At 57.2% G+C, this 20,851-nt stretch carries 19 protein-coding genes, 2 tRNA genes and 1 pseudogene; 2 read left to right on the forward strand and 20 right to left on the reverse strand.

What is annotated here, in order from left to right:
- From A7P95_RS12425 to A7P95_RS00630, 4 genes and pseudogenes are all read right to left on the reverse strand, one after another.
- Positions 1-158 (reverse strand): annotated as a pseudogene (locus tag A7P95_RS12425) (IS1/IS1595 family N-terminal zinc-binding domain-containing protein); the annotation flags it as partial.
- Positions 159-363: 205 nt separating this feature from the next.
- On the reverse strand, positions 364-1,404 hold the full coding sequence (lepB, locus tag A7P95_RS00620; RefSeq protein ID WP_067589621.1) for a signal peptidase I: 1,041 nt from the start codon (positions 1,402-1,404) through the stop codon (positions 364-366).
- Between the two features lie 29 nt (positions 1,405-1,433).
- A complete protein-coding gene (locus A7P95_RS00625; RefSeq protein WP_067589624.1) occupies positions 1,434-1,868 on the reverse strand; it encodes a type II toxin-antitoxin system VapC family toxin in 435 nt (144 codons plus the stop codon).
- Positions 1,869-2,129 (reverse strand): hypothetical protein, encoded by a 261-nt coding sequence (locus A7P95_RS00630; RefSeq protein ID WP_067589626.1) that lies wholly within the window; start codon positions 2,127-2,129, stop codon positions 1,869-1,871.
- A 111-nt stretch (positions 2,130-2,240) separates the two neighbouring features.
- On the opposite strand from A7P95_RS00630, the gene A7P95_RS11405 reads away from it, so the two are divergent.
- A complete protein-coding gene (locus A7P95_RS11405) occupies positions 2,241-2,516 on the forward strand; it encodes a hypothetical protein (protein ID WP_156503448.1) in 276 nt (91 codons plus the stop codon).
- Positions 2,517-2,632: 116 nt separating this feature from the next.
- Here the strand turns inward: A7P95_RS11405 and A7P95_RS00635 are convergent, their stop codons facing one another.
- From A7P95_RS00635 to lepA, 3 genes are read right to left on the reverse strand one after another with little or no spacing between them, the layout of a single operon-like run.
- Entirely contained in the window at positions 2,633-2,902 is a 270-nt protein-coding gene (locus tag A7P95_RS00635; protein WP_067589631.1) for a hypothetical protein, read from the reverse strand.
- Positions 2,903-2,956: 54 nt separating this feature from the next.
- Complete coding sequence (locus A7P95_RS00640) at positions 2,957-3,526, reverse strand: nucleotidyltransferase family protein (protein WP_067589634.1); 570 nt, start codon at positions 3,524-3,526, stop codon at positions 2,957-2,959.
- Between the two features lie 36 nt (positions 3,527-3,562).
- Positions 3,563-5,356, reverse strand: a complete 1,794-nt coding sequence (gene lepA, locus A7P95_RS00645) for a translation elongation factor 4 (protein ID WP_067589637.1) — start codon at positions 5,354-5,356, stop codon at positions 3,563-3,565.
- 350 nt (positions 5,357-5,706) lie between these two features.
- Between lepA and A7P95_RS00650 the strand changes: the two genes are divergently transcribed.
- Positions 5,707-6,309, forward strand: a complete 603-nt coding sequence (locus A7P95_RS00650) for a Z-ring associated ZapG family protein (protein WP_067589640.1) — start codon at positions 5,707-5,709, stop codon at positions 6,307-6,309.
- 264 nt (positions 6,310-6,573) lie between these two features.
- Here the strand turns inward: A7P95_RS00650 and A7P95_RS00655 are convergent, their stop codons facing one another.
- The 13 genes from A7P95_RS00655 to A7P95_RS00715 all read right to left on the reverse strand — a co-directional run bounded on the left by A7P95_RS00655 (position 6,574) and on the right by A7P95_RS00715 (position 20,707).
- Complete coding sequence (locus A7P95_RS00655) at positions 6,574-7,350, reverse strand: ferredoxin--NADP reductase (protein WP_067589643.1); 777 nt, start codon at positions 7,348-7,350, stop codon at positions 6,574-6,576.
- A gap of 257 nt (positions 7,351-7,607) precedes the next feature.
- A complete protein-coding gene (locus A7P95_RS00660; protein ID WP_179945885.1) occupies positions 7,608-8,126 on the reverse strand; it encodes a thermonuclease family protein in 519 nt (172 codons plus the stop codon).
- 50 nt (positions 8,127-8,176) lie between these two features.
- Complete coding sequence (locus tag A7P95_RS00665; RefSeq protein ID WP_067589646.1) at positions 8,177-8,770, reverse strand: non-canonical purine NTP pyrophosphatase; 594 nt, start codon at positions 8,768-8,770, stop codon at positions 8,177-8,179.
- Positions 8,767-9,042: an NGO_0222 family membrane protein gene (locus A7P95_RS00670; RefSeq protein WP_067589649.1), complete on the reverse strand. Its 276-nt coding sequence runs from the start codon at positions 9,040-9,042 to the stop codon at positions 8,767-8,769. Before A7P95_RS00670 ends, A7P95_RS00665 begins: the two co-directional genes overlap by 4 nt.
- Positions 9,043-9,397: 355 nt before the next feature.
- Entirely contained in the window at positions 9,398-10,528 is a 1,131-nt protein-coding gene (bamC, locus tag A7P95_RS00675) for an outer membrane protein assembly factor BamC (protein WP_067589652.1), read from the reverse strand.
- A 31-nt stretch (positions 10,529-10,559) separates the two neighbouring features.
- Positions 10,560-11,435, reverse strand: coding sequence for a 4-hydroxy-tetrahydrodipicolinate synthase (dapA, locus tag A7P95_RS00680; protein WP_067589655.1), 876 nt, complete (start codon positions 11,433-11,435; stop codon positions 10,560-10,562).
- A 513-nt stretch (positions 11,436-11,948) separates the two neighbouring features.
- The gene (locus A7P95_RS00685) at positions 11,949-13,655 is read right to left on the reverse strand and encodes an ABC transporter ATP-binding protein/permease (protein ID WP_067589658.1); all 1,707 of its coding nucleotides are present in this window, start codon (positions 13,653-13,655) and stop codon (positions 11,949-11,951) included.
- Positions 13,656-14,107: 452 nt separating this feature from the next.
- Positions 14,108-14,182 (reverse strand) — tRNA-Glu (locus A7P95_RS00690).
- A 5-nt stretch (positions 14,183-14,187) separates the two neighbouring features.
- Positions 14,188-14,264, reverse strand: a tRNA-Arg gene (locus tag A7P95_RS00695).
- A gap of 131 nt (positions 14,265-14,395) precedes the next feature.
- Positions 14,396-14,968: a beta-class carbonic anhydrase gene (locus A7P95_RS00700; protein WP_067589661.1), complete on the reverse strand. Its 573-nt coding sequence runs from the start codon at positions 14,966-14,968 to the stop codon at positions 14,396-14,398.
- A 126-nt stretch (positions 14,969-15,094) separates the two neighbouring features.
- Positions 15,095-15,502 (reverse strand): bacteriohemerythrin, encoded by a 408-nt coding sequence (locus A7P95_RS00705; protein ID WP_067589664.1) that lies wholly within the window; start codon positions 15,500-15,502, stop codon positions 15,095-15,097.
- A 254-nt stretch (positions 15,503-15,756) separates the two neighbouring features.
- Positions 15,757-16,593, reverse strand: coding sequence for an OmpA family protein (locus A7P95_RS12430; protein ID WP_370632654.1), 837 nt, complete (start codon positions 16,591-16,593; stop codon positions 15,757-15,759).
- An 82-nt stretch (positions 16,594-16,675) separates the two neighbouring features.
- Complete coding sequence (locus A7P95_RS00715; protein ID WP_245636536.1) at positions 16,676-20,707, reverse strand: YadA-like family protein; 4,032 nt, start codon at positions 20,705-20,707, stop codon at positions 16,676-16,678.
- Positions 20,708-20,851: the final 144 nt, after the last annotated feature.

The raw sequence follows: 20,851 nt of genomic DNA on the forward strand, positions 1-20,851 counted from the left end.
GCCAATTGTGCGAGCGTTTGCTTGCCGTGGATGTACTCTTGCAACAGTTGGCTGGGAGAAGGGAGTTTGGAGACGGGCAGGTACTTTTGGCAGGCGGAACATTTATATCTTTGCCGGCCGTTTTTACGACCGTATTTGATTAGGGCATTTTTATAGCAAAAGGGGCATTTTTAACGAACATTGGCAAAAAATCGCTGAAAGCCGCGTATGGTAAGGCTTCCAGCGATTTTTACCATCCCTTTTGTCCTTTAGTCCTAGCCTTCCCAACTCAAGCACGCAACAAAAAAGGCTACCTGAAAAACTTTAGCTTCGCACAGACTGCGCTGCGCTTCGTCTTCAGGTAGCCTTTTGCCGTGTCGGCTCTTAGCGGATGGAATTGCCGATGCGCGACCTGTCGCCCACGTTCATCCACACGAAAAATGCCTTACCCACCAGCAGTTTGTCGTCCACAAAGCCCCAGTAGCGCGAATCGGCGCTGCTGTCGCGGTTGTCGCCCATAGCGAAATATTTGCCTGCCGGCACGGTGCATTTGAAGCCGCTGCCGTCTGCCTCGTATTCGCAATGTTCGCGCAGGCCGCTTTGGTAGCCGCTTTGGGCGAAATCGTTGGCCGATTGGGCGAGGAAGGGGATGGACACCGTGGGTGCGTCTTCGTTTTTCAGCACTTCAAACTGCCGGCCTTCCCAGTTAGCCGTAAAACGGGCGGCTTCCAAGATTCTGTTTGCATTGAAATCATCGGGATAGCTGTAGGCGGCGGCGAAGGTATCCTGCTCGGTTTTGCCGTTTACCGTCAGCACCTTATTGCGGTATTCCACCACGTCGCCCGGCAGCCCGACGATGCGCTTGATGTAGTTGATGTCGGGGTTTACGGGATAGTTGAACACCACCACATCGCCGCGCTGCACCTGCCCCACCGGAATCAGCACATTGTTCAACACCGGTACGCGGATGCCGTAGGTGAACTTGTTCACCAGCACAAAATCGCCCTTCACCAGCCCCGGCCGCATCGAGCTGGAAGGAATCTGGAAAGGCTCGGCCACAAAGGTGCGCAACACAAACACCACCAAAATCAGCGGGAAAAAGCTGCCCATGTAGTCGCGGAAATGGTTGTCGTCGCGGTCGGTTTCGGCGCTGTAGCCGGGCGCTTGCCGCCGCTGCTTGCGCGCCATCCGCGCCCACAGCCACACCGCGCCGGTGAGCAGCACCAAAATCAGCAGCACGGCGGTGAGGCTAATCACTTTGGCCAGCAGGCCGAAGGCACCCACCATCATCAAAAGGTAGCCCCATTGCAGGCCGCCGCTCCATTCGCCGTTGTTCTGCCGCGTTTTCCCGCTCGCGGCAAACAGCACGATACCGGCAACCAAGGCGGCGATGGCGGCATAGAGGATTGTGTTGGATTGTTCCACTTTAATTTTGTTCCTATGTTGCGGTCTTCTTAGAGAGAGGCTACCTGAAAATCAAACGGATTCAATAATGCCACGCCCATGCCGGCAAAATCTGCAGTATTGCGCGTAACCAAAGTGAGGCGGTGCTGCATGGCGGTGGCGGCAATCCAGGAGTTGTTTTCGGGCGATTTATCCGGAATATGCAGGGTGGCGCAAATAGCGGCGGTGATATCGTCTATGCCCAAAATCCGCCCGTGCATCGATGGTTTGAACGTATGCTCAAACCATTGGCGGAGCACCACGCCTTGGGCCGGATCTTTATTGGCCATCCCCAGCACCCCGCGCTCAATTTCCATCGCCACCACTACACTGGTAAAAAATTGTTCTGTTTTAATGGTTTGTGCCCAAGCCGCCACATTCGGATTGGCCTTGCCTTTAGGCAACAAACGCAATTCTCGAAAGATATTGGTATCTAGTAGATACATTTATTCGCCGCCCCAGTCCAATTGTTTCCGTTGCCTGGCACTGCGCGGCGACACATCCCAATTGGTTTCGGCTACCTCGGGATTGGCGCAACCAAACCATTCAGCCAGGGTCTCGGGCTGTTTTTTCTGATTATCTTCTTGATAAGCCTGCAAAATATAGGCAGGTTTGCCGTATTTGGTAATAATCACGGGCTCGCGGTCAGCCAGGCTTTGCGCTTTGTTGGTGTAGCGGTTGAAGTCTTGGCAAGTCATGATTTGCATGATGGGCTCCTACAAATAACATGCGTCAAGATTACTACTTTTGCGAAAAAAAATCTACTTTCATGTATCTCAAACCATCTGAACCTAATTTGCCAATTCATGAGCCGAAATATGTCTGCAACACTCCCCAACCGAGGACAAAAGCAGCAAAGGCAAGAAAAGGTGCCATACCAAGTAAAACCACAAAATAAACCAACCTCGCCACACTTCTCCATATACTACAGTGGTGTGAATGGCAAAATCAGCATGGAATACAAGGTTATTTCAACCATACCATCGCTCAACATTTCCCGTGACAAGGGAAAATTAGACATAGCAAGCCAAAAAATCGGCATCCATACCGGAGAAGTTAAAGCAACCAAGGAATACAACCAGCGCCACCAGTAATGGCGAACAGGCGGTTTCGGTGAACGTTTCTGTATCCGAATTTTCCCCATAAGCTCGCACCCCCTGTAATCAGGCCACCTGAAACCGACAGTCTCGATAAATCAATATATTACCTATCACCTGCCCCGCCCGATGCCGAAGCCGTAGGCCGTTTCGCCGTTTACCTCGCGGCAGGCTACCTGAAAATACTGATAGCGGGGATTGTCTCCGTTCAAAAACAGCACGGGCGTGCCGTCTGGGCAGAATTGTCGGAATTGCGCCAATACTTCCGGCGCGGCGGAAACGGCCAGCGGTTCGGTTTGCCCCGGCTTCTCCGGCTGCGGATTGGGCGCGGCACAGGCAGCGGAAGCCGCACAAACTGCCAGCATTGAAAAAAGGGTTTTCATAAATCGGCTTCCCTAGAATTTAGGCCACTGTTATTCCCACGCTGGGATAGTACGTTATTTCACAAACAGGCGTTTATATGCCATATGGCTCTCAATATTGGCTTTGACATCTTTCTCATCCCACACTTGCAATTCCCAAGGGTAGTAGAAATTACTACCGTTTTTGAAATAAATATGGATGCCAATATAGCCGTCCACATCGCGCAGATACCAGTTTTTTAAGCCGTATTCTGCTTTCCAGACATCCAATTTTTCCATAATTTCCGCCACGCTCTCGGAAGGCAGAATCACACGCGCACCGAAAATGTCGTTTAGGATATTGTTTACGGGATATTGGTTGTCCCGCGCCAGATAGCGGCTGATTTTGTCATGAATGCTTTCGGCAGTTTTCACTCGGTAGAAAAAATCGATGCCGCGCATATCGGCAAAGGCCAAATAGTCGTTAATCGCCTCATGCAGATTCAGGCGGTAGGACAAAATATGTTCAATCGTCACATTTTTCAGCGTGTGCGACAGATTGATTTTCTGCACCTTGCCCGTTTCAAAATAATCCTGCGAATATTGTGCGTGGATGCGGTTGATTTCGCGGATTAAGCGTTCGGTTTTTTGAACCCGAGTTTCCATAGTCAGTCATCCCGTTTTCAGGTAGCCTGAATGCGGTTATTTGTCTCCCACCTGCAAAATCGCCAAAAACGCGCTTTGCGGGATTTCCACATTGCCCACCTGCTTCATGCGCTTTTTACCGGCTTTTTGTTTTTCCAGCAGTTTTTTCTTGCGCGTGATGTCGCCGCCGTAGCATTTGGCCAGCACGTTTTTGCGCAGCGCCTTCACGTTTTCGCGGGCGATAATCTGGCTGCCGATGGCGGCCTGCACGGCGATGTCGAACATTTGGCGCGGAATCAGCTCGCGCATTTTCGCCGCCAGCTCGCGGCCGCGGTGCACGGCGTTTTGGCGGTGCACAATCAGGCTAAGCGCGTCCACCTTGTCGCCGTTCACCATAATGTCTAATTTCACCAGGTTGGCGGCGCGGAATTCTTTGAAATGGTAGTCGAGCGAGGCATAGCCGCGTGAGGTGGATTTGAGCTTGTCGAAAAAGTCCATCACCACTTCGTTCATCGGCAGATCGTAAGTGAGCATCACCTGACGGCCGAGATACTGCATATTGAGCTGCACGCCGCGCTTCTGGTTGCACAGCGTCATCACGTTGCCCACATATTCTTGCGGCACGAGGATGGTGGCGGTGATAATCGGCTCCAGGATGGATTCCACCGTGGCCAAATCCGGCAGTTTGGACGGATTTTCCACTTCGATATGCTCACCGGTTTTTAAAATCACTTCATACACCACGGTGGGCGCGGTGGTGATCAAATCCATGTCGAATTCGCGCTCTAGGCGTTCCTGCACGATTTCCATATGCAAGAGGCCGAGGAAGCCGCAGCGGAAGCCGAAGCCCAGCGCTTGCGATACTTCCGGCTCGAATTTCAATGAGGCATCATTCAGTTGCAGCTTTTCCAACGCATCGCGCAGGGCTTCGTAGTCGTGACTTTCCACGGGATACAGCCCGGCAAACACCTGGCTTTGCACTTCTTTGAAGCCGGGCAGCGGCTCGGCGGCGGGATTGGCGGCGAGCGTTACCGTGTCGCCCACTTTGGCCGAACCCAGCTCCTTGATGCCGGTAACCAAAAAGCCCACTTCACCGGCAGAAAGCTGCTGTTTCGGCAATGATTTCGGCGTGAACACGCCAAGCTGCTCCACCAAGGTTTCGGCCTTGGTGCTCATGAAGCGCACTTTGTCTTTCAGCTTGATGATGCCGTTTTTCACGCGGATCAGCATTACCACGCCCACATAATTGTCGAACCACGAATCGATAATCATGGCCTGCAAAGGCTCATCCGGGCTGCCCGAAGGCGCGGGCACTTTGGCCACAATCTCTTCCAGCACGTCTTCCACGCCCAAACCGCTTTTGGCGGAGCAGGTAACCGCGTCCACCGCGTCGATGCCGATGATGTCTTCGATTTCCTGCGCCACGCGGTCGGGGTCGGCGGCGGGCAGGTCGATTTTGTTCAACACAGGCACCACTTCCACGCCCAAATCGATGGCGGTGTAGCAGTTGGCCACGGTTTGCGCTTCCACGCCCTGCGATGCGTCCACCACCAAGAGCGCACCTTCGCAGGCGGAGAGCGAACGGGAGACTTCGTAGGAAAAATCCACATGCCCGGGGGTGTCGATTAGGTTAAGCAGATAGGTTTCGCCGTTTTTGGCTTTGTATTGCAGCGCGGCGGTTTGCGCTTTAATCGTGATGCCGCGCTCTTTTTCGATATCCATGCTGTCCAAAACCTGCGAACTCATTTCGCGGTTTTCCAAGCCGCCGCAGTATTGGATGAAGCGGTCGGCCAGCGTAGATTTGCCGTGGTCGATGTGGGCGATGATGGAGAAATTGCGGATATTGTTCATAATGGCCGGGCAGTTAAGTGTGCTGTCGTTATGCGGATAAGGCGGAATCGGCAAAGCAGGCTACCTGAAAATGATGTCTTGGTAATGCCAAGGCTGAGTTTCTGCGAAGCTAAAGCGTGAGCTTCAACGCAGTTAAAAATATTAGGCGCGCCGCCGAAACCGAACTGCGCATTTTAGCCGAAAACGCTTGAAGCTGCCCGAGAATTTGCAGCAGGCCGGCCATTGGGGCGCTCCCGGCTGCGGCGCTTATGCCCGCTGCGGCACAATCCGCCTATCCCGCCCTATCGGCCCGCCCGAAAATTGCTATACAATAGCGCATCTGCGCCCGTCTATTTCCAAGGAGAAACCACATGAACAATCTGCCGCTCATCACCCAACTTCTGCTGGCCGGCCTCGGCGGCTTCCTTATCGGCGTCCTCATCACCCTCTTGCTCAAACGCGGCAACCGCAAGCAGCAAGCCGAATTGGAAGAAGCAAAAAAAGCCCTGCAAGACTACCGCGAAGCCGTAAACCACCACTTTATCGACACCGCCGACGCCGTGGACGAGCTCACCCGCAGCTACCAAAACGTGTTTGCCCAGCTCAGCCGCGGCGCCGAAGAGCTGATGACGCCCGAAGCCTACCGCAGCCAAATCGAGCAGCGCAGCGGCCAAACCATCACCCTGTCTTACCTCGCCGACGCCGAAGCCCCCGATGCGGCAGACGCGCCCGAGCAGCGCATCCAGCTGGTGCCGTACAATGCGCCCGTGCCCCAGCAAAACGACTTAGACGAAGCCGATGCCGCCGCCGATGCGCCCGTGTTCAACCCCGCGCCGAACACCGCCAGCGTCGAGCTCGCCGCCCAGCCTGCCGAAGCGCCCGCCGCCGACAGCGCCCCGGCAGCCGAGCCCGCTGCGGAAACTGCCGCCGAAGCAGAATCTACCGCAGAAGAAGAACCTGCGCCCAAAGCTTAGCAGCCAACCCACACCAAAAGGCTACCTGAAAAGTGCGGACATTTTTCAGGTAGCCTTTGTGTTGCCTGCTATGGCTGAAACGGGTGTTCAAACAAGCAATATAGTGGATTAACAAACTGGCTGCAAAACAAGCGGCAGCTTTAAGGCTACCTGAAAAAGGCTACCTGAAAGCGCAAGCTTCAACGTAGTTAAAACGAGCTCCGCGAGTTTCTGCGAAGCTAAAATTTTCAGGTAGCCTTTCGGTTTATCGCGGCAAGCCGGCGTTTATTGGTCCACAAACGCGCGCTCGATCAGATAATCGCCGCGCTGCCCCATTTTGGGCGACACGGTGAGGCCGAAGCTGTTGAGCACGTCGCTGGTGTCTTTGAGCATGGCCGGGCTGCCGCACAGCATGGCGCGGTCGTCTTGCGGGTTGATGGGCGGCAGGCCGATGTCGGCAAACAGTTTGCCGCTCTTCATCAGGTCGGTGAGGCGGCCTTCGTGTTGGAAGGGCTCGCGCGACACGATGGGGTAGTAGATGAGCTTTTCGCGGATCATTTCGCCTAGGTATTCGTGGTTGGGCAGCTCTTGGGTGAAGCGGTCGTAGTAGGCGAGGTCTTTTTTGTAGCGCACGCCGTGCACGAGGATCACTTTTTCAAACTGCTCATACACTTCCGGATCCTTGGTGATGCTCAAAAACGGGGCGATGCCGGTGCCGGTGGAGAGCAGGTAGAGGTGTTTGCCGGGGTTGAGATCGCCGCAAATCAGGGTGCCGGTGGGCTTTTTGCTGATGAGCACTTCGTCGCCCACTTTGAGGTGTTGCAGGCGGCTGGTGAGAGGGCCGTCGGGCACTTTGATGCTGAAGAATTCGAGGTGCTCTTCCCAGTTGGCGGAGGCGACGCTGTAGGCGCGCATCAGGGGTTTGCCGTCCACCAGCAGGCCGACCATCACGAACTGGCCGTTTTCAAAACGCAGGCTGTCGTCGCGGGTGCAGGTGAAGGTGAAGTAGGCGTCGGTCCAGTGGTGGACGGACAAAACTGTTTGTGTGTTGAAGGCTGCCATGTTGTCTTTCTGAAAGGGTAACACCGCGCGGCGGCGGAAAAATTTGCGAATTATAGCATTGTGTTGGGGTGCGGAGAACTGGTTTGCAGGGTCGGGATATTTTTCGCTTCGCGGAAACTTGCCTTGCCCGTTTTAACTACGTTGAAGCTTGCGCTTTAGCTTCACAGAAACTCCACCTTAGCTTCGCCAAGACATCGTTTTAACTGCGTTGAAACTCACGCTTTCAGGTAGCCTCTAGCCTGCGCGGCGGCCAAGGCTCAATGCGGCCTGCGCTGCTGCCGGCGAAACTGCCACGGCGCTTGTGGCGCATCCTGCCGCCACACGCCGGCACGGCGCTGTTTGGCGCCCTCTTCCGCTGCGGCATAGGCGGCGTAGGCCGACGGGCTCTGGCGCTGCCGGGCAAAACGGCGGTAGTGCCAGGCGCAGCCGTCGGCAATCTGCTGCCGGTTGATGTCGGCGCCGTTGAGGCGGATATAGGCCACCTGTCGGCCGTGCGGGTCGGTGTCCACAATTTCGGCCTGCACACGCCGGTGCAGCACTTGTTCGGCCAAGCGATTGCGGCAGGAGCGGCCTTGCGGCTGCTCCAGCTCGGGCGCGTCGATGTCGGCAAGGCGGATTTTGTGCCGCTGCCCGGCGTGATCCAGCAGATGCAGGCTGTCGCCATCCCACACGCGTACCACTTCGCCGCTCACGGTTTCGGCCTGCGCGTGCAGGGCAAACAGCAAAACCGGCAGCAGCGCGATGGTGTTAGCTTTGCAGAAACTCGCTTTGCCCATTTTCAGGTAGCCTTTGCGGCGCCGGGATAGAAACCAGCTCATTTTGCCCATCACCGCCAATCGGCGCGGATTTTCGCCAGCAGCTGCTGTACGGCCTGTGCACGGTGGCTGAGGCGGTTTTTGGTGTCCGGCGCAAGCTGGGCGGCGGTTTGCCCCAGCTCGGGCAGGAAGAAATGCGGGTCGTAGCCGAAGCCGTGGCTGCCAGCAGCTTCGTGCTGCCATTGCCCGTGCCACACGCCTTCGGCAATTAGCGGCTGCGGGTCGTTTGCATGGCGCACCAGCACCAGCAGGCACACGTAATACACGGCCAAATCGCCCCGTGCGGCCAAATCGGCGCCTAGCTTGGCATTGTTGGCGGCATCGGAGCGCGGCTCGCCGGCATAGCGTGCGGAAAGCACGCCCGGCGCACCGCCCAGCGCGGGTGCGCAAATGCCGCTGTCGTCGGCCAGCGCGGGCAGGCCGCTGTGCCGGCTGGCGTGCCGCGCCTTGGCCAGCGCGTTTTCCACAAAAGTGCAGTGCGGCTCGGGGCATTCGGGCACGGCAAAATCCGACTGCGCGCGCACCCGCCAGCCCAAATCAGCAAACAGGGCGCCAAATTCGCGCAGCTTGCCCGCATTGCCGCTGGCCAAAACCAATTCTTTCATGGCGTATCCTTTGTTTCCGCTACGTTTTCCGTTGCTGCCGTTTCGTTGCCAGCCAGTGCTGCCTGCGCCTGCAAGGCGGCCAGCTGCTTCTGGCGCAAAAACTTGCCCAACGCCATCATCTGCCCGGCCACACACACGAAAGCAGCCACAAAAGAGGCAATGGCGGCGGGAATATAACGCAATATAATCAGGCAGTTACCCAGCAACAGCAAGAGAATGAAGAGGATGGTAAACAGCGCGGTGAGTTTGAGGTAGCGTCGGGTTTTATTCATGGCGGAACTGGAAAACGGGGAAGCCGTTTACGGCGTTTTCTCGAAGATTTGAAATGTTTGTGAACGGGTTGCAACCCTAATTCTGGTTTTCAGGTAGCCTTCCTGCCACCCAAAACAAAGTCGGGCGAAAGTTATTTCGGAGCCCGGCAAGCGGCGTATTGTAGCAGCTCTTTGCCGCTTTTTGTTTGGCGCAGCGGCTTGCTGGGCATGGCGGCTACCTGAAAACCGCAGAGGCTACCTGAAAGTGTGAGCTTCAACGCAATTAAAACAGTTGGAGCAAAATTTCAGGTAGCCTCTATGCGGCAAACACAAAAGCAGCCTTTAACGGGCATTAAAGGCTGTTTCTCAATCACGTTTAGCGCAACTCGTTATACAGTCGGCTCAGCCAAGTTTGCGCGTCGCGGCCTTGGTAGGGGCTGCCGTCTTTGTTGGCCAGTAGCAGCTGGCTGGCGTTATTGCCCTGCGGCTGCACCACCACCACGAATTCGGGGCGTGCCTGCGGCTCGGCGGGCTTGCTGCTGCGGCCAAACAGGCGGCCGAAGAAGCCAGGCTTCTCGGTGCGCACGGCCTCACCTTCCGACGGCGCCACCTGCACCAGATAGGCCTGGCGCTGGGTGTTTTCGCCGGTTACGCTCAGGCCGATGCGGTCGAGCGCGAGGCCGACGCGGCGCCAGTTGCGCGCTTGGTCGCCGCGCAGGGTGAGCTGGCCGTTTTGCAGGCTGGCCAAGTCGCCGCTGCGGGCGGCGGTGGTTTGCTGCTGCTTGAGCGCCTGCTCGATTTGCTGCTCATCGGCACCCAGATACTGCATGAAGCGGCCGAGCAGCGCGGCTTCCAAATCGGTGTCGCGGGCGGAGGGCTGCCACATAGTGGTGTCTTTGTTGCGGTCGGCGTAGGTTTCCTTCATGCCGCGGTGGGTGAAGAATACGTCGGTGCCGCCTTTGCTGTTCCGCTCGAGGCGGATGGTGAACTTGTCGCGCTCGCCGGTGGAATACACGCCGCCGAGGCCGACACGCTCAAACAGACGGCGCAGGCCGTCTTGCGGCAGCTTGGCGCGGTTTTCCGCCCAGTCGGTTTCCATCAGGCCGATGCCGGGCTCTTCGCGGGCAATCACAAAACCCTGCTCCTGCCAGAAGGCGTGCAGCAGCGGCCACACTTCGGCCGGATTTTTGTTGGCGATATTCAGCCAGCGCTGGCTGCCTTCGCGCTGGATGGTAATGTTTTTCACTTCGGCCAGCACGGGCGTGCCGGGGCGGTTGGCAGCGGCCTGACGGTTGCGGGCCACGTCGGAAGCGCGCACCGCGCCGCCGGCGGGCAGGCTGTAGGCGTTGCCTTGGGCGGGGTTGTCCAAATCGGGCGGCACTTCCAGATTGACTACCTTGCGGTTTTCGGTTTGGTAGTCCAGTTTGGGCGCTTCTTCGCCTTTGGAGGCGCAGGCAGCCAAGAAACCGGCCATCAGCAAAGCGGCAGGCAGTTTGAATACGTTCATACAGCAATCCTTCGGAGTGGGAAAACTTGGTTTAAATCAGTTGCAGGTTTTGCAGGGCGGCAGCCACGCGCGCCTGGCCGGCCTCGCTTAACGGCATCATCGGCAGGCGCACGAAGCGGCCGCACAGGCCGAGCTTTTCCAGCGCCCATTTCGGCGCGGCGGGGCTGGGCTCGCAGAACATTTCCCGATACAGCGGCACCAGTTTGGCATTCAGCGCGCGGGCTTCGGCCAGATTGCCGGCCAAGGCGGCGCGGCACATATCGGCAAACAGTTTGGGCGCCACATTGCCGGCCACGGTAATCACGCCGTGGGCGCCACACAGCATGGCGACCATGCCGGTGGGGTCGTCGCCGGAATACACGGCGAAGCCTTCGGGCGCGCGGTTGATTAAATCGATTTGGCTCCCGATGTTGCCGCTGGCCTCTTTCACGCCGATGATGTTCGGGATTTCGGCCAAACGCAGCACGATGTCGTTGCTCATGCTCACCACGGTGCGGCCGGGCACGTTGTACACAATCATCGGGATGTCGGCGGCTTCGGCGATGGCGGCGAAGTGGCGGTAGATGCCTTCCTGCGGCGGCTTGTTGTAATACGGCACCACCGACAGCGTGGCATAGGCGCCGCTGCCGGCCACGGCGCGGGAAAGCGCGATGGCGTCGGCGGTGCTGTTGGTGCCGGTGCCGGCGATAACGGGAACGCGGCCATCGGCAAAGCGGATGGCGGCTTCGATCACTTCAATCTTCTCCGGCACGCTCAGGGTGACGCTTTCGCCGGTGGTGCCCACGGCCACGATGCCGTCGGTGCCGTTGGCAATGTGCCAATCAATCAGGCGCTGGAATTGTTCGTAATGGACGCTGCCGTCTTCACGCATCGGGGTGATGATGGCAACAATACTGCCGGTCAACATGGCGTAACCTTTACTTCTGGATGGTCTGAAACGGGGCGATTGTAGCCTATTTTCCGGGCTTGTGCGAAATATTGCACAGTTTAAAACTCGGCCGGCGGCAGCATCTGCCGCGCTGTGCCGCCCTAGGGCTATCTGCATGGCGGGCAAGGGTTTCTAAGCCGCGATATGGATTGGCAAAACATTTTTCAGGTAGCCTCTTTCTCTATCCAAAAGGCTACCTGAAAATTTTTCCAAACCGTTTTTGCTGCCAGTTGAAGCTCCGCCTGCTTGCCGTTCGCGCTTGAACGAAACCCGCTTTGCTCGCTTTAGCTTCACATTTTAACTTCGCAGAAACTTAGCGTTGGCTTTGCCAAGACAACGGTCCACTGCGTTGAAGCTTGCGTTTTAGCTTCGCAGAAACTCCGCCTTGCTTTGCAAGACATCATTTTAACTCCGTTGAAGCTCACGCTTTCAGGTAGCCTGAATTGCTGCTTGAGGCTACCTGAAAACGGAGTTTCTGCGAAGCTAAAAACCTCAGCCCTGCTCCGCACCAGCAAAGGGCGCCAGCTCAATGCGCCGCTCAAACATCCCCTGAATCGCCGCCTGATGGCTGATGCCCACGCACAGCACATCGGGCAGGCATTGGCGCAGCGTGCGCATGAGTTCGGCGGCGGACGCGTCGTCCAACTGGTTGGTGGCTTCGTCGAGGAACAATACATCGGGGCGGTGCAGCAGGGCGCGGGCGAGGCTGAGCCGCTGCTGTTCGCCGCCGGAAAGAGTTTTGTGCCACTCGTATTCGGTATCGGGGTCGAGCGCGAGCAGGCGCGGCAGGCCGACTTGGGTCAGCACGGCGGCGATGGCTTGGTTATCGGGCGCGGCGGCGTATGGGTAGGCGAGCACGTTGCGCAGACTGTCGTGCGGCAGGTAGGGGCGTTGAGGCAGGAACAGGCTGCGGCCGCTGATGGCGAAGCGGCCTTGGTAATACGGCCACAGCCCTGCCAGCGCGCGCAACAGGGTAGATTTGCCGATGCCGCTGCGCCCTTCCAGCAGCAGCCATTCGGGCGCGCGGGCGGCGAGCGAAAGATGGTGCAGCAGGGTGCGGCCGTCGGCGGTGTGTAGGGTCAGGCTATCCACTTCCAAGCGGGCGGCATGGCCGTGTTCCGCGTGTTCATGATGTGCAGGCTGCTTTTGCGGTGCGCTATCCAGCGCGTTTAGGGCTACCTGAAAACCGGCCAAACGTTCCACCACGGATGCCCATTCGATGATGCGTTTGTAGTAGTCCATAAACCAGCCGAAGCCGTCCTGCACGTTGGAAAACGCGCTGCGTGCCTTCATCATGTCGCCGAAAGTGAGCGTGTGCGCCAGATACATGGGCAGCGTGGCGATGATGGGGATGAACATGGACAGGCGCAGGTAGGCGGCGGAAAAGGTTTCCAGCCGCAGCTCGCGGCCGATGAGTTCGCGCCAGTTGTGCCGCACGGCTTCAAAGCGGCGGTTCAGGCGGCTTTGCTCGGCATTTTCGCCGCGATACAGGGCGATTTGCTCGGCGTGGTCGCGCACGCGCAGCAGGGTGGCGCGGTAGTCGGCTTCGCGGTGCTGGCGTTCCACATTGAGCGGTTGGAGTTTGCGGCCGATGAGATGGGTAACGAGGGTGCAGGCTGCCGAGTAGGCCAGCGCGACCCACACCAGATAGCCGTATATCGTGATGTTTTGCCCGAAAATTTGGAAGGTTTGCACGCCGGAGAGCTGCCACAGAATCACCACAAACGCGCCGAGTTTGGCGGCGTTCATGATGAAATATTTGAACAAATCAATGCTTTTTTCCGACAGCAGGAAAATGTCTTCGGCAATGCGTTGGTCGGGGTTGTCCGGCTCGCCGCCGGCTTGCAGTTGCAAGCGGTAGTGGCGGCTGCGGCCGAGCCATTGCCGCTGGAACTGCTGCGTGAGGTGGCTGCGCCAGCGGAACAGCAGGATTTTTCGCAACCAGTTGCCCAGCGCCACAAAGGCGGTAACCAGCGAAATATACAGCAAAAATTCGCCCACCAGCGCGGGCATGGCACGGCCATCGAAGGCGGCCAGCGCATCGTAAAACGTTTTGTTCCAATCGGTAATCAGCACGCTGACGCGCACGATGGCGAGCGAACAGCCGACCACGGCGGCCAAAAGCAGCCATTCGCGCCACTGTCGACGGGCAAACCAAAACGGGGCGGCAAGGACAAGGAAACGGCGGAGGGTGTTCACAAGATGAGGCTACCTGAAAGCACAAACTTCAACGCAGTAGACAGATGTCTTGCAAAGCAAAGCGGAGTTTCTGCGAAGCTAAAGCGTTAAGCTTCAACGAAATTAAAACGAGCATGGCGAATTTGGTTAAAACAATGGACTAGCAAACCAAGGCGGTTTCGGCAAAGCTAAAGTGCCGGCTTCAACAATGCTAAAGGGGCGCGAGCAATATAGCGATGAAGTTTTTCACTACGACATAACTACGGCTTGCTAACCTGTATCGAAAAGCAATACGGCTCACCGCAGGCAGCAAGGATTGGAAAGCCGCTTGAATGTGTCATTCAAAAAACACAGATAAACAAAAAGCTTAATTCCGTGTTCCAGAATTAAGCTTCAATAAGGTATTTATCTTTTTTAAGGTATTTATCTTTTTTATTTTTCCAAAGCCCAGAATTAACTTAGCCTTCGAATCTTGGCACGCCCAGGGGGAATCGAACCCCCGTTACCGCCGTGAAAGGGCGATGTCCTAACCGCTAGACGATGGGCGCATAATTGGCGCACCCGGAGCGATTCGAACGCCCGACCCTCTGGTTCGTAGCCAGATACTCTATCCAACTGAGCTACGGGTGCGCTGTGGAGTTTTGAATTATAGATAGCCTTGCAATTTGAGTCAAGCTATTTCTGCAAAAATATTTCTGTTTTTCTGCAAATATCATTTAGCTTATTCATTCATAAGCACAAATAGGCTACCTGAAACTCGCCTACCCCGCATCTACCTCATTACCGTTTACCACCAAGGTCAATTTGCCGGTGGTCGGGTGGATAACCATGCCGTGCACGGCAACGTAATCGGGCATCAGCGGATGTTGGCGGATCATCTGCACTGTGTGCCGCACGCTGTCGTCGGCATTGTCGAAGCCGGTAAGCCAGCCGTCCAAATCGATACCGGCATGGCGCAGGGTGTTGATGCTTTCGTCGGAAATGCCGGCAGCGCGGGCTTTATCGAGCAAATGTTTGGGTGAAAAGCCGCACATGCCGCAATCGTGGTGTGCCACCACCATGATTTCTTCCACATTCAAATCAAACACCGCCACCAGCAAGCTGCGCATCACCGAACCCCACGGGTGCAGCACCACTGCGCCGGCATTGCGGATTACTTTGGCGTCGCCGTTTTTCAGCCCCATCGCCGCATACAGCAGCTCCATGATGCGGGTGTCCATGCAGGATAAGATCGCCAGTTTCTTCTCGGGATATTTGTCGCTGAAAAACTGGATGTATTCGCCGCTTTCCACGAAGCGTTTGTTAAATTGCAAAATGTCGTCAAGCAGTTTCATGATTTTCCTTTCATGTGTGAGCGCGCTTGGGCGGCATTATATACCCTCCCGGCTTTTTGTTTGCAGACAAACAAAAGGCTACCTGAAAATATTTTCAGGTAGCCTCTACGGCATGGCGCGCCTCGATTAAGAGCGGATGCCTGATGCCTTCACGCTTTCGATGTAGCCGTGGTCATTGATGCGGATGTGGCGGAACAGCCAGCCTTCGCACAAGTCAATCACTTCATCCAAAGCGGCAGCATCGCCGTTGTGGTAGCGGGCTTGCAGGGTGCTCATTTTGTTCACAAAGTTTTCGTGCACTTTTCTGTGCGGCTCCAGTAGGCGGTATTGCGCTTCGGCCAGCATCATTTCTTCGTAGCTGAAGTGCTCAATGGTGTAGTCGATCAAATGCTGGAATTCGCGCTCGATCGCTTCTTGGTCGCCGCTTTGTTTGGCATCGTAGAGCTGATTAATGTAATCCACCAGTTTGCGATGTTGGTCATCAATATCTTCAAAGCCCGTATCCAAATCAGATGTCCAATATACAAAAGCCATTTTCGTCCCTCTTTAAGTAAACATAAAACCGATTGCCGCCGGCAATCACACTCCCTTTGCCGGCCGGCAACACTCCAAACCGAATTTTGCCAATCTTGGCAAACAAGCGGCAATCCGGTATCACAATCTTACCGATTCACCAAGCAAGTATTATGCCAGCTTGTGTAGTAAACGTAAATAAACCCTTCTTGCTCAACAAGAAGGGTTCTCACTTACTGATTATCTAGCGCTTATTTCAACTGAAACGGCAGCAATCAGCGGCGGGTGCCATAGCCGTCCACTTGGATTTCCACACGGCGGTTCGGCTGCAGGCAGGCAATCAGCTCGTTGCGGCTGCCGCGGTTGTCGCACTGTTTCACCGGCTGGGATTCGCCCATGCCCACGGCACGGATTTTCTCTGCCGGCAAGCCTTCGCCCGCCAGATAACGGCGCACGGTTTCGGCTCGCTGTTGCGACAGGTTTTGGTTGTAGGCATCGGAACCCAAGTAGTCGGTGTGGCCGATAACGGTGATGCTGTTGAGCTGCTCGAAGCTTCTCAGCTTGGCGGCCAACTCGCTCAGCTCTTCACGGCCGCGCGGCTGCAAATCGCGCTCACTGCTGCGGTCGAAGGCAAAGAGTACGTCTGCACTCAGGGTGTAGTGCTGCTGCATCGCTGCGGCAGCCTGAGGCTGCGGCGGGCAGGTGGCATCTGCCGGATCAACAGCTTTCCAATAAGTGCTGCCGCTGAATCTGTTCTTGTCGAACAATACTTTAAATTGGCAGGTGGTCACGCCATTGGTGCCTTGGCCGGGGGTGTGGAAGTGGAACAGATAGTTCCATTCGCGCGGGCGCCACACTTCGTTGTAATGCGGGCGGCCGAGCAGGTAGTAGAGCTCGTCTTTAGTCAAGCCCGGCTTCACTTGCGACAAGCTGCCCAAATCGGGGAAGGTGCCGCGTTTGTTGTTGAACGAAACGCTGTCCCACTTCGGCCACACCGGCTCATCGGTGCTGCCGTCTGCTTTCACTTTCGACAAAGAAGAACAGGCCGACAAGGCAAGCGCCGCTGCCGCCACCACTGCCGCACGGCTGGCTAATTGAACAAATTTCATCATCTTTCCTTTTATCTTGTTTTACAGAAATCCGATTAGGCTACCTGAAAACCATCTGCTGCATTTTCAGGTAGCCTCTTTCAGCTTACCACTGGTATCCGGCGCCGATAGAACCGCCGAAGTTGCCACGCGAATTGCCGCTGCCGGTGGCTTTGATGATCCAGTTGCCGTTATCGGAAATCGTTGAGAAGCCGATGGCATAACCGGTTTCGCCTTTATAGTAGCCGCCACCCACGGCCACCATGTTTTTGCCCGGCAGATAAGCCTGCGGCAGGCCGGCGGTGGCGATGGCTTGGGCAACGCCGGCATTGGCGGTGTTGGCCACGTCGTTTACTTTGGCATCCAGAGCCACGATGTTGGCGTTGTTACTGCCGCTGATTGCGCCCAAGGCCTGATTGAGCTGGCCTACATTGACTGCATCGTTGGGATTGGTGCCCGCACCTACGTTGGTGATCTTATTACCGCCGTTATCCAAACCGCCGGTCGTCAGGCTCACCGGGCTGCTGCCGGCAGCTGCCGGGGTGATGGTTACGCCGCTGCCGTTGGTTACGGTTTGGTTGCCGGCCGCATCCTTGGTGGTCACGCTGGTCACGCTCAGGTTCGGATTCAACGCCAACTTGGCGCCACCGGTTACGGTGGTGCTGGTGATGTTGTCGTCACCTGTCACGTTGATCGTCTGCCCCAGCTGGTAGTTGTTGCTGCCGGTGGTGCCGCCGAAGTTGATGCCTTTGGCAATGTTGGTGGCATTGTTGGCAACGTTCTGGTTGGTGGTGTGTAGCTGACCGCCATTGACGGCGTCTTTGCTGTTGGCAGCAATATTGCCGTCGGCGACGTTGCCTAAGGTGACTGCATCGCCTGCCGCCACACCTACCAGGTTCACTTTGTTGCTCGGCGCATTGCTGGCTTGGCCTGCCGGGTCAACGTAGGTCAGCGGGGTGTCGAATTTGACTTCGGTTACACCGCCAGTGGTGTTGACTTTGGCTACGGTGCCTTGGCCGTTGACAAAGTTGATGGTGTCGCCGTGGGTAACAAAGTCTTTATCGGTGCCGTTACCCTGTACGGTGAAGCCGGCGTTCAGTACGTCGTTCACGGTGGCGGCGTTATTGCCTTTACCGTTGGCAGTCAGAGTCGCACGGTCGTTGCCAGTCGGGTTGGTCGTGACTGTGCTGGCATCGGCCAGGTTGCTCTTCACGTTGCCCAGGGTGGTCGGTTTGGTGGTGTCACCACCTGCATCCTGCATACGGGCAATCACGTCGCCAGGCTGTACTTGCTGTGCCCCCGCTTGACCTTCGGGCTTGTCGTAGAAGTTGCCGTCGGTGTGTTTGTATACCTTGCTGCCGTCAGCTTTGGTGTACACCACCGGGGTTTGGGCGTTCTGCACCACGGCCTGGGCATTCAGGGCGTAGGTATAGGTTTGGTCACCAGTGGTGCCGTTCACATCCTGTTTGACGGTCAAACCATCGCCAGCGGCAAAGGTGACTTTCTGGCCGGGCTTCACGGTGGTGGGGGTGGCGGTGCTGCCGCTGGCCAAATTACCACCGGCAGTGGCTTGGAAGCCGCTGTTGTTGATGGCTTTGGCAATATCGCCGGCGGTGGCCAGTTTGTTGGCATCGGCACCGGTCGGCTCAATCACTTTGCCAACCGGGTTGCCGTTGTTGCCGTCGCCCACGGTCAGTGCGGTGGTGTCGGCCGCTACGGTGTAGGTGGTGCTGCCGGTGGTGTTATCCACTTTCGAGGTCACGGTGATGCCGTCACCCGCCTCTACCTTGCTGGTGGCGGCGGCCTGTGCGGCTTTCAGCTGGCTCACGTTCACCGCATCGGTGTCGGCCGCGCCGTTGGCTACATTGGTAATCTTGTTGCCGCCGTTGTTCAGACCATCCTTGGTCAGGCTCACCGTGTTCGCCGGATTCGTCGGGGTCGGCGCAGCAATGGTGATGCCGCTGTTGTCCATCTTGGTGTCGCCGGTTTTGACGCTGCCGTTGTCACCCAGGTCGATGTTCTGAGCCAGTTTCGCTGTCAGCGTGCCATTGCCGTCCGAGACGATGCCGATGTTGTTGTCCGTCAGCTTGTTCGCGTCGGTCACGCCGCCTTTGATGGTGAGTTTTTCGCCCAGCTTGCGTGCCGAGTCCGCGCCGCTGTCGCCCGCAAAGGTGATGGGTTTGACTACTTCCGCATTCAGGTTGCTGAGTGCAGTGCCCACGTTGTTGGCAACTGGATAGGTCGTGCCGTCGGTTTTGGTGATGCTGTAGCTAGGCTGAATGAAAGTGCCGGCCGGTACGGCTGGATCACTGCCGTCTGCAATGCCTGCTCCTCCACCCAGCGCATCAGCCGCGCCTTTGAGTTGGCTGACGTTGACGGCGTCGGTGTTGGCCGTGCCTGCCGCCACATTGGCCAGTTTGGTCGGCGCGGTGGTGCTGCCGCCGGCGCTTTGCATGCTGGCAATCACGTCGCCGGCTGCAACTTGGTTACCTGCACCGTTAGGCGCGTCGTAGAAGTTGCCGTCGGTGTGTTTATAGACTTTGCTGCCGTCGGCTTGGGTGTAGACCACCGGCAGTTGTGCGGTTTCGGCAATGTTTTGCGCATTGACGTTGACTTTGACGGTGGTGACAGAGCCCGTGGTTTGGGTGGTTACGGTGGTGCCGGTGCCGTCGGCAAAGTTCACCGTGTCGTAGGGTTTGACGAAGTCGACTGCAGTGCCGTTGCCTTGCAGGTTCCAGCCGGCGTTGAGTACATCGCCTACCGTGGCGGCGTTGCCGCTGATGGCGGCCGCATTGGCAGGAGCTTCCTGGTCGGTGGTGTACGGGGTGCTGCTGCTGGTGGCCGGCAGGTTACCCGTCAGGCCACTGATGGTGCCGACGGTGCCGTTGATGGTAATCGGTTTACCGCCGGCAGCCGGGCCGATTTTGACGGTGCTGGCCAGGTCGAAGCTGATGGTGTTGTCCGCCGCCGTCTTTTGAACGACGATGTTGCCGTCTGTGTTGCGCAGGTCGACTGTTTCGCCCGGGTTTACTTGCGAGGCCGTGGTGGCTTCGCCCTGCGCCGTCAAGGTGAAGCCGCTGTTGTTGATGGCTTTGGCAATATCACCGGCGGTGGCCAGTTTGTTGGCATCGGCGCCGGTCGGCTCAATCACTTTGCCAACCGGGTTGCCGTTGTTGCCGTCGCCCACGGTCAGTGCGGTGGTGTCGGCCGCTACGGTGTAGGTGGTGCTGCCGGTGGTGTTATCCACTTTCGAGGTCACGGTGATGCCGTCACCCGCCTCTACCTTGCTGGTGGCGGCGGCCTGTGCGGCTTTCAGCTGGCTCACGTTCACCGCGTCGGTGTCGGCCGCGCCGGCAGCGACATTGGTGACGCGGCGGTAAAGTTTTTGCCCCATCCCAGCCGTGTTGTCGCCGCCGACCGATACTTCGCCCAGCTGCACACCAGCTTCGGCAACGCCGGCAACAACGGCGTTTGCCGTCGGTTTGTAGGGCGTGGCAGTCAGGTCTGTTTCGCCGGCAATGGAGAAGGAGCCGAGCGCAACATTGAAGTTGGTATCGTCTTTAACTTTTGCGCTGTCGCCCAAGGCAACGTTGTTGTTCAGACGCACTGGCAGGCCGGGAATCATCGCCGTGCCGTTGCCGGCATTGGCGCCGCTGCCGACAGCCATGCCGCCATTGTTCGAGGAGGCGGCCGCACCGATAGCAATGCCGCCGGCTGCGCTTTCGCCGCTTACCGTGGCACCCGCGCCAAGCGCCACCGCCAGATCACCCTGCGCTTTGGCTTTGTCGCCGATGGCAATCGAGCCACTGGACGGATTAGCTGGCGAGTCAACGACTTGCGCTTGGTTACCGATAGCAACGGAATTGCGTTGCTCCGCTTTGGCTTTGACGCCGGCAGCCAGTGCGTCCACACCCGTAGCGCCGTCGTTGTTGTAGTTGCTGTCTGCGCCAGTTTCGGTGCTGTTGACGCTGTAGTAGTGCGTTTTGGCGGCACTGCCCATCGCCTGCAACTGGCTAAAATTGACCGCATCGGTGTCGGCCGTGCCGTTGGCCACATTGGTAATCTTGTTACCGCCGTTGTTCAAACCGCCGGTCGTCAGGCTCACCGATTTGCCTCCGCCTGCTGGAGTGATGGTCACACCGCTGCCGTTGGTTATGGTTTTATTCCCTGCCGCATCTTGAGTGGTTACGCTAGTAAAGGTGGGGGCTTCTTTCATGCTGATGGTAACCGTGGTTTTACCGGTAGCATTATCCTGAGCAACGTTAGTTTTCAGGTTGGCGGA

The organism is Eikenella longinqua, from assembly GCF_001648355.1.
GTDB classification, from domain to species: domain Bacteria; phylum Pseudomonadota; class Gammaproteobacteria; order Burkholderiales; family Neisseriaceae; genus Eikenella; species Eikenella longinqua.

What these genes read in the sequence shown, in the direction of transcription:
- A7P95_RS00665 (WP_067589646.1), bottom strand. Translation starts at nt 8,770, where the DNA reads ATGAAAGAATTGGTTTTGGCCAGCGGCAATGCGGGCAAGCTGCGCGAA.
- dapA (WP_067589655.1), bottom strand. Translation starts at nt 11,435, where the DNA reads ATGTTGACCGGCAGTATTGTTGCCATCATCACCCCGATGCGTGAAGAC.
- A7P95_RS00625 (WP_067589624.1), bottom strand. Translation starts at nt 1,868, where the DNA reads ATGTATCTACTAGATACCAATATCTTTCGAGAATTGCGTTTGTTGCCT.
- A7P95_RS12430 (WP_370632654.1), bottom strand. Translation starts at nt 16,593, where the DNA reads ATGATGAAATTTGTTCAATTAGCCAGCCGTGCGGCAGTGGTGGCGGCA.
- A7P95_RS00705 (WP_067589664.1), bottom strand. Translation starts at nt 15,502, where the DNA reads ATGGCTTTTGTATATTGGACATCTGATTTGGATACGGGCTTTGAAGAT.
- A7P95_RS00655 (WP_067589643.1), bottom strand. Translation starts at nt 7,350, where the DNA reads ATGGCAGCCTTCAACACACAAACAGTTTTGTCCGTCCACCACTGGACC.
- A7P95_RS00650 (WP_067589640.1), top strand. Translation starts at nt 5,707, where the DNA reads ATGAACAATCTGCCGCTCATCACCCAACTTCTGCTGGCCGGCCTCGGC.
- bamC (WP_067589652.1), bottom strand. Translation starts at nt 10,528, where the DNA reads ATGAACGTATTCAAACTGCCTGCCGCTTTGCTGATGGCCGGTTTCTTG.
- A7P95_RS00630 (WP_067589626.1), bottom strand. Translation starts at nt 2,129, where the DNA reads ATGCAAATCATGACTTGCCAAGACTTCAACCGCTACACCAACAAAGCG.
- A7P95_RS00635 (WP_067589631.1), bottom strand. Translation starts at nt 2,902, where the DNA reads ATGAAAACCCTTTTTTCAATGCTGGCAGTTTGTGCGGCTTCCGCTGCC.
- A7P95_RS00700 (WP_067589661.1), bottom strand. Translation starts at nt 14,968, where the DNA reads ATGAAACTGCTTGACGACATTTTGCAATTTAACAAACGCTTCGTGGAA.
- A7P95_RS00670 (WP_067589649.1), bottom strand. Translation starts at nt 9,042, where the DNA reads ATGAATAAAACCCGACGCTACCTCAAACTCACCGCGCTGTTTACCATC.
- A7P95_RS00660 (WP_179945885.1), bottom strand. Translation starts at nt 8,126, where the DNA reads ATGGGCAAAGCGAGTTTCTGCAAAGCTAACACCATCGCGCTGCTGCCG.
- lepA (WP_067589637.1), bottom strand. Translation starts at nt 5,356, where the DNA reads ATGAACAATATCCGCAATTTCTCCATCATCGCCCACATCGACCACGGC.
- A7P95_RS00640 (WP_067589634.1), bottom strand. Translation starts at nt 3,526, where the DNA reads ATGGAAACTCGGGTTCAAAAAACCGAACGCTTAATCCGCGAAATCAAC.
- A7P95_RS11405 (WP_156503448.1), top strand. Translation starts at nt 2,241, where the DNA reads ATGTCTGCAACACTCCCCAACCGAGGACAAAAGCAGCAAAGGCAAGAA.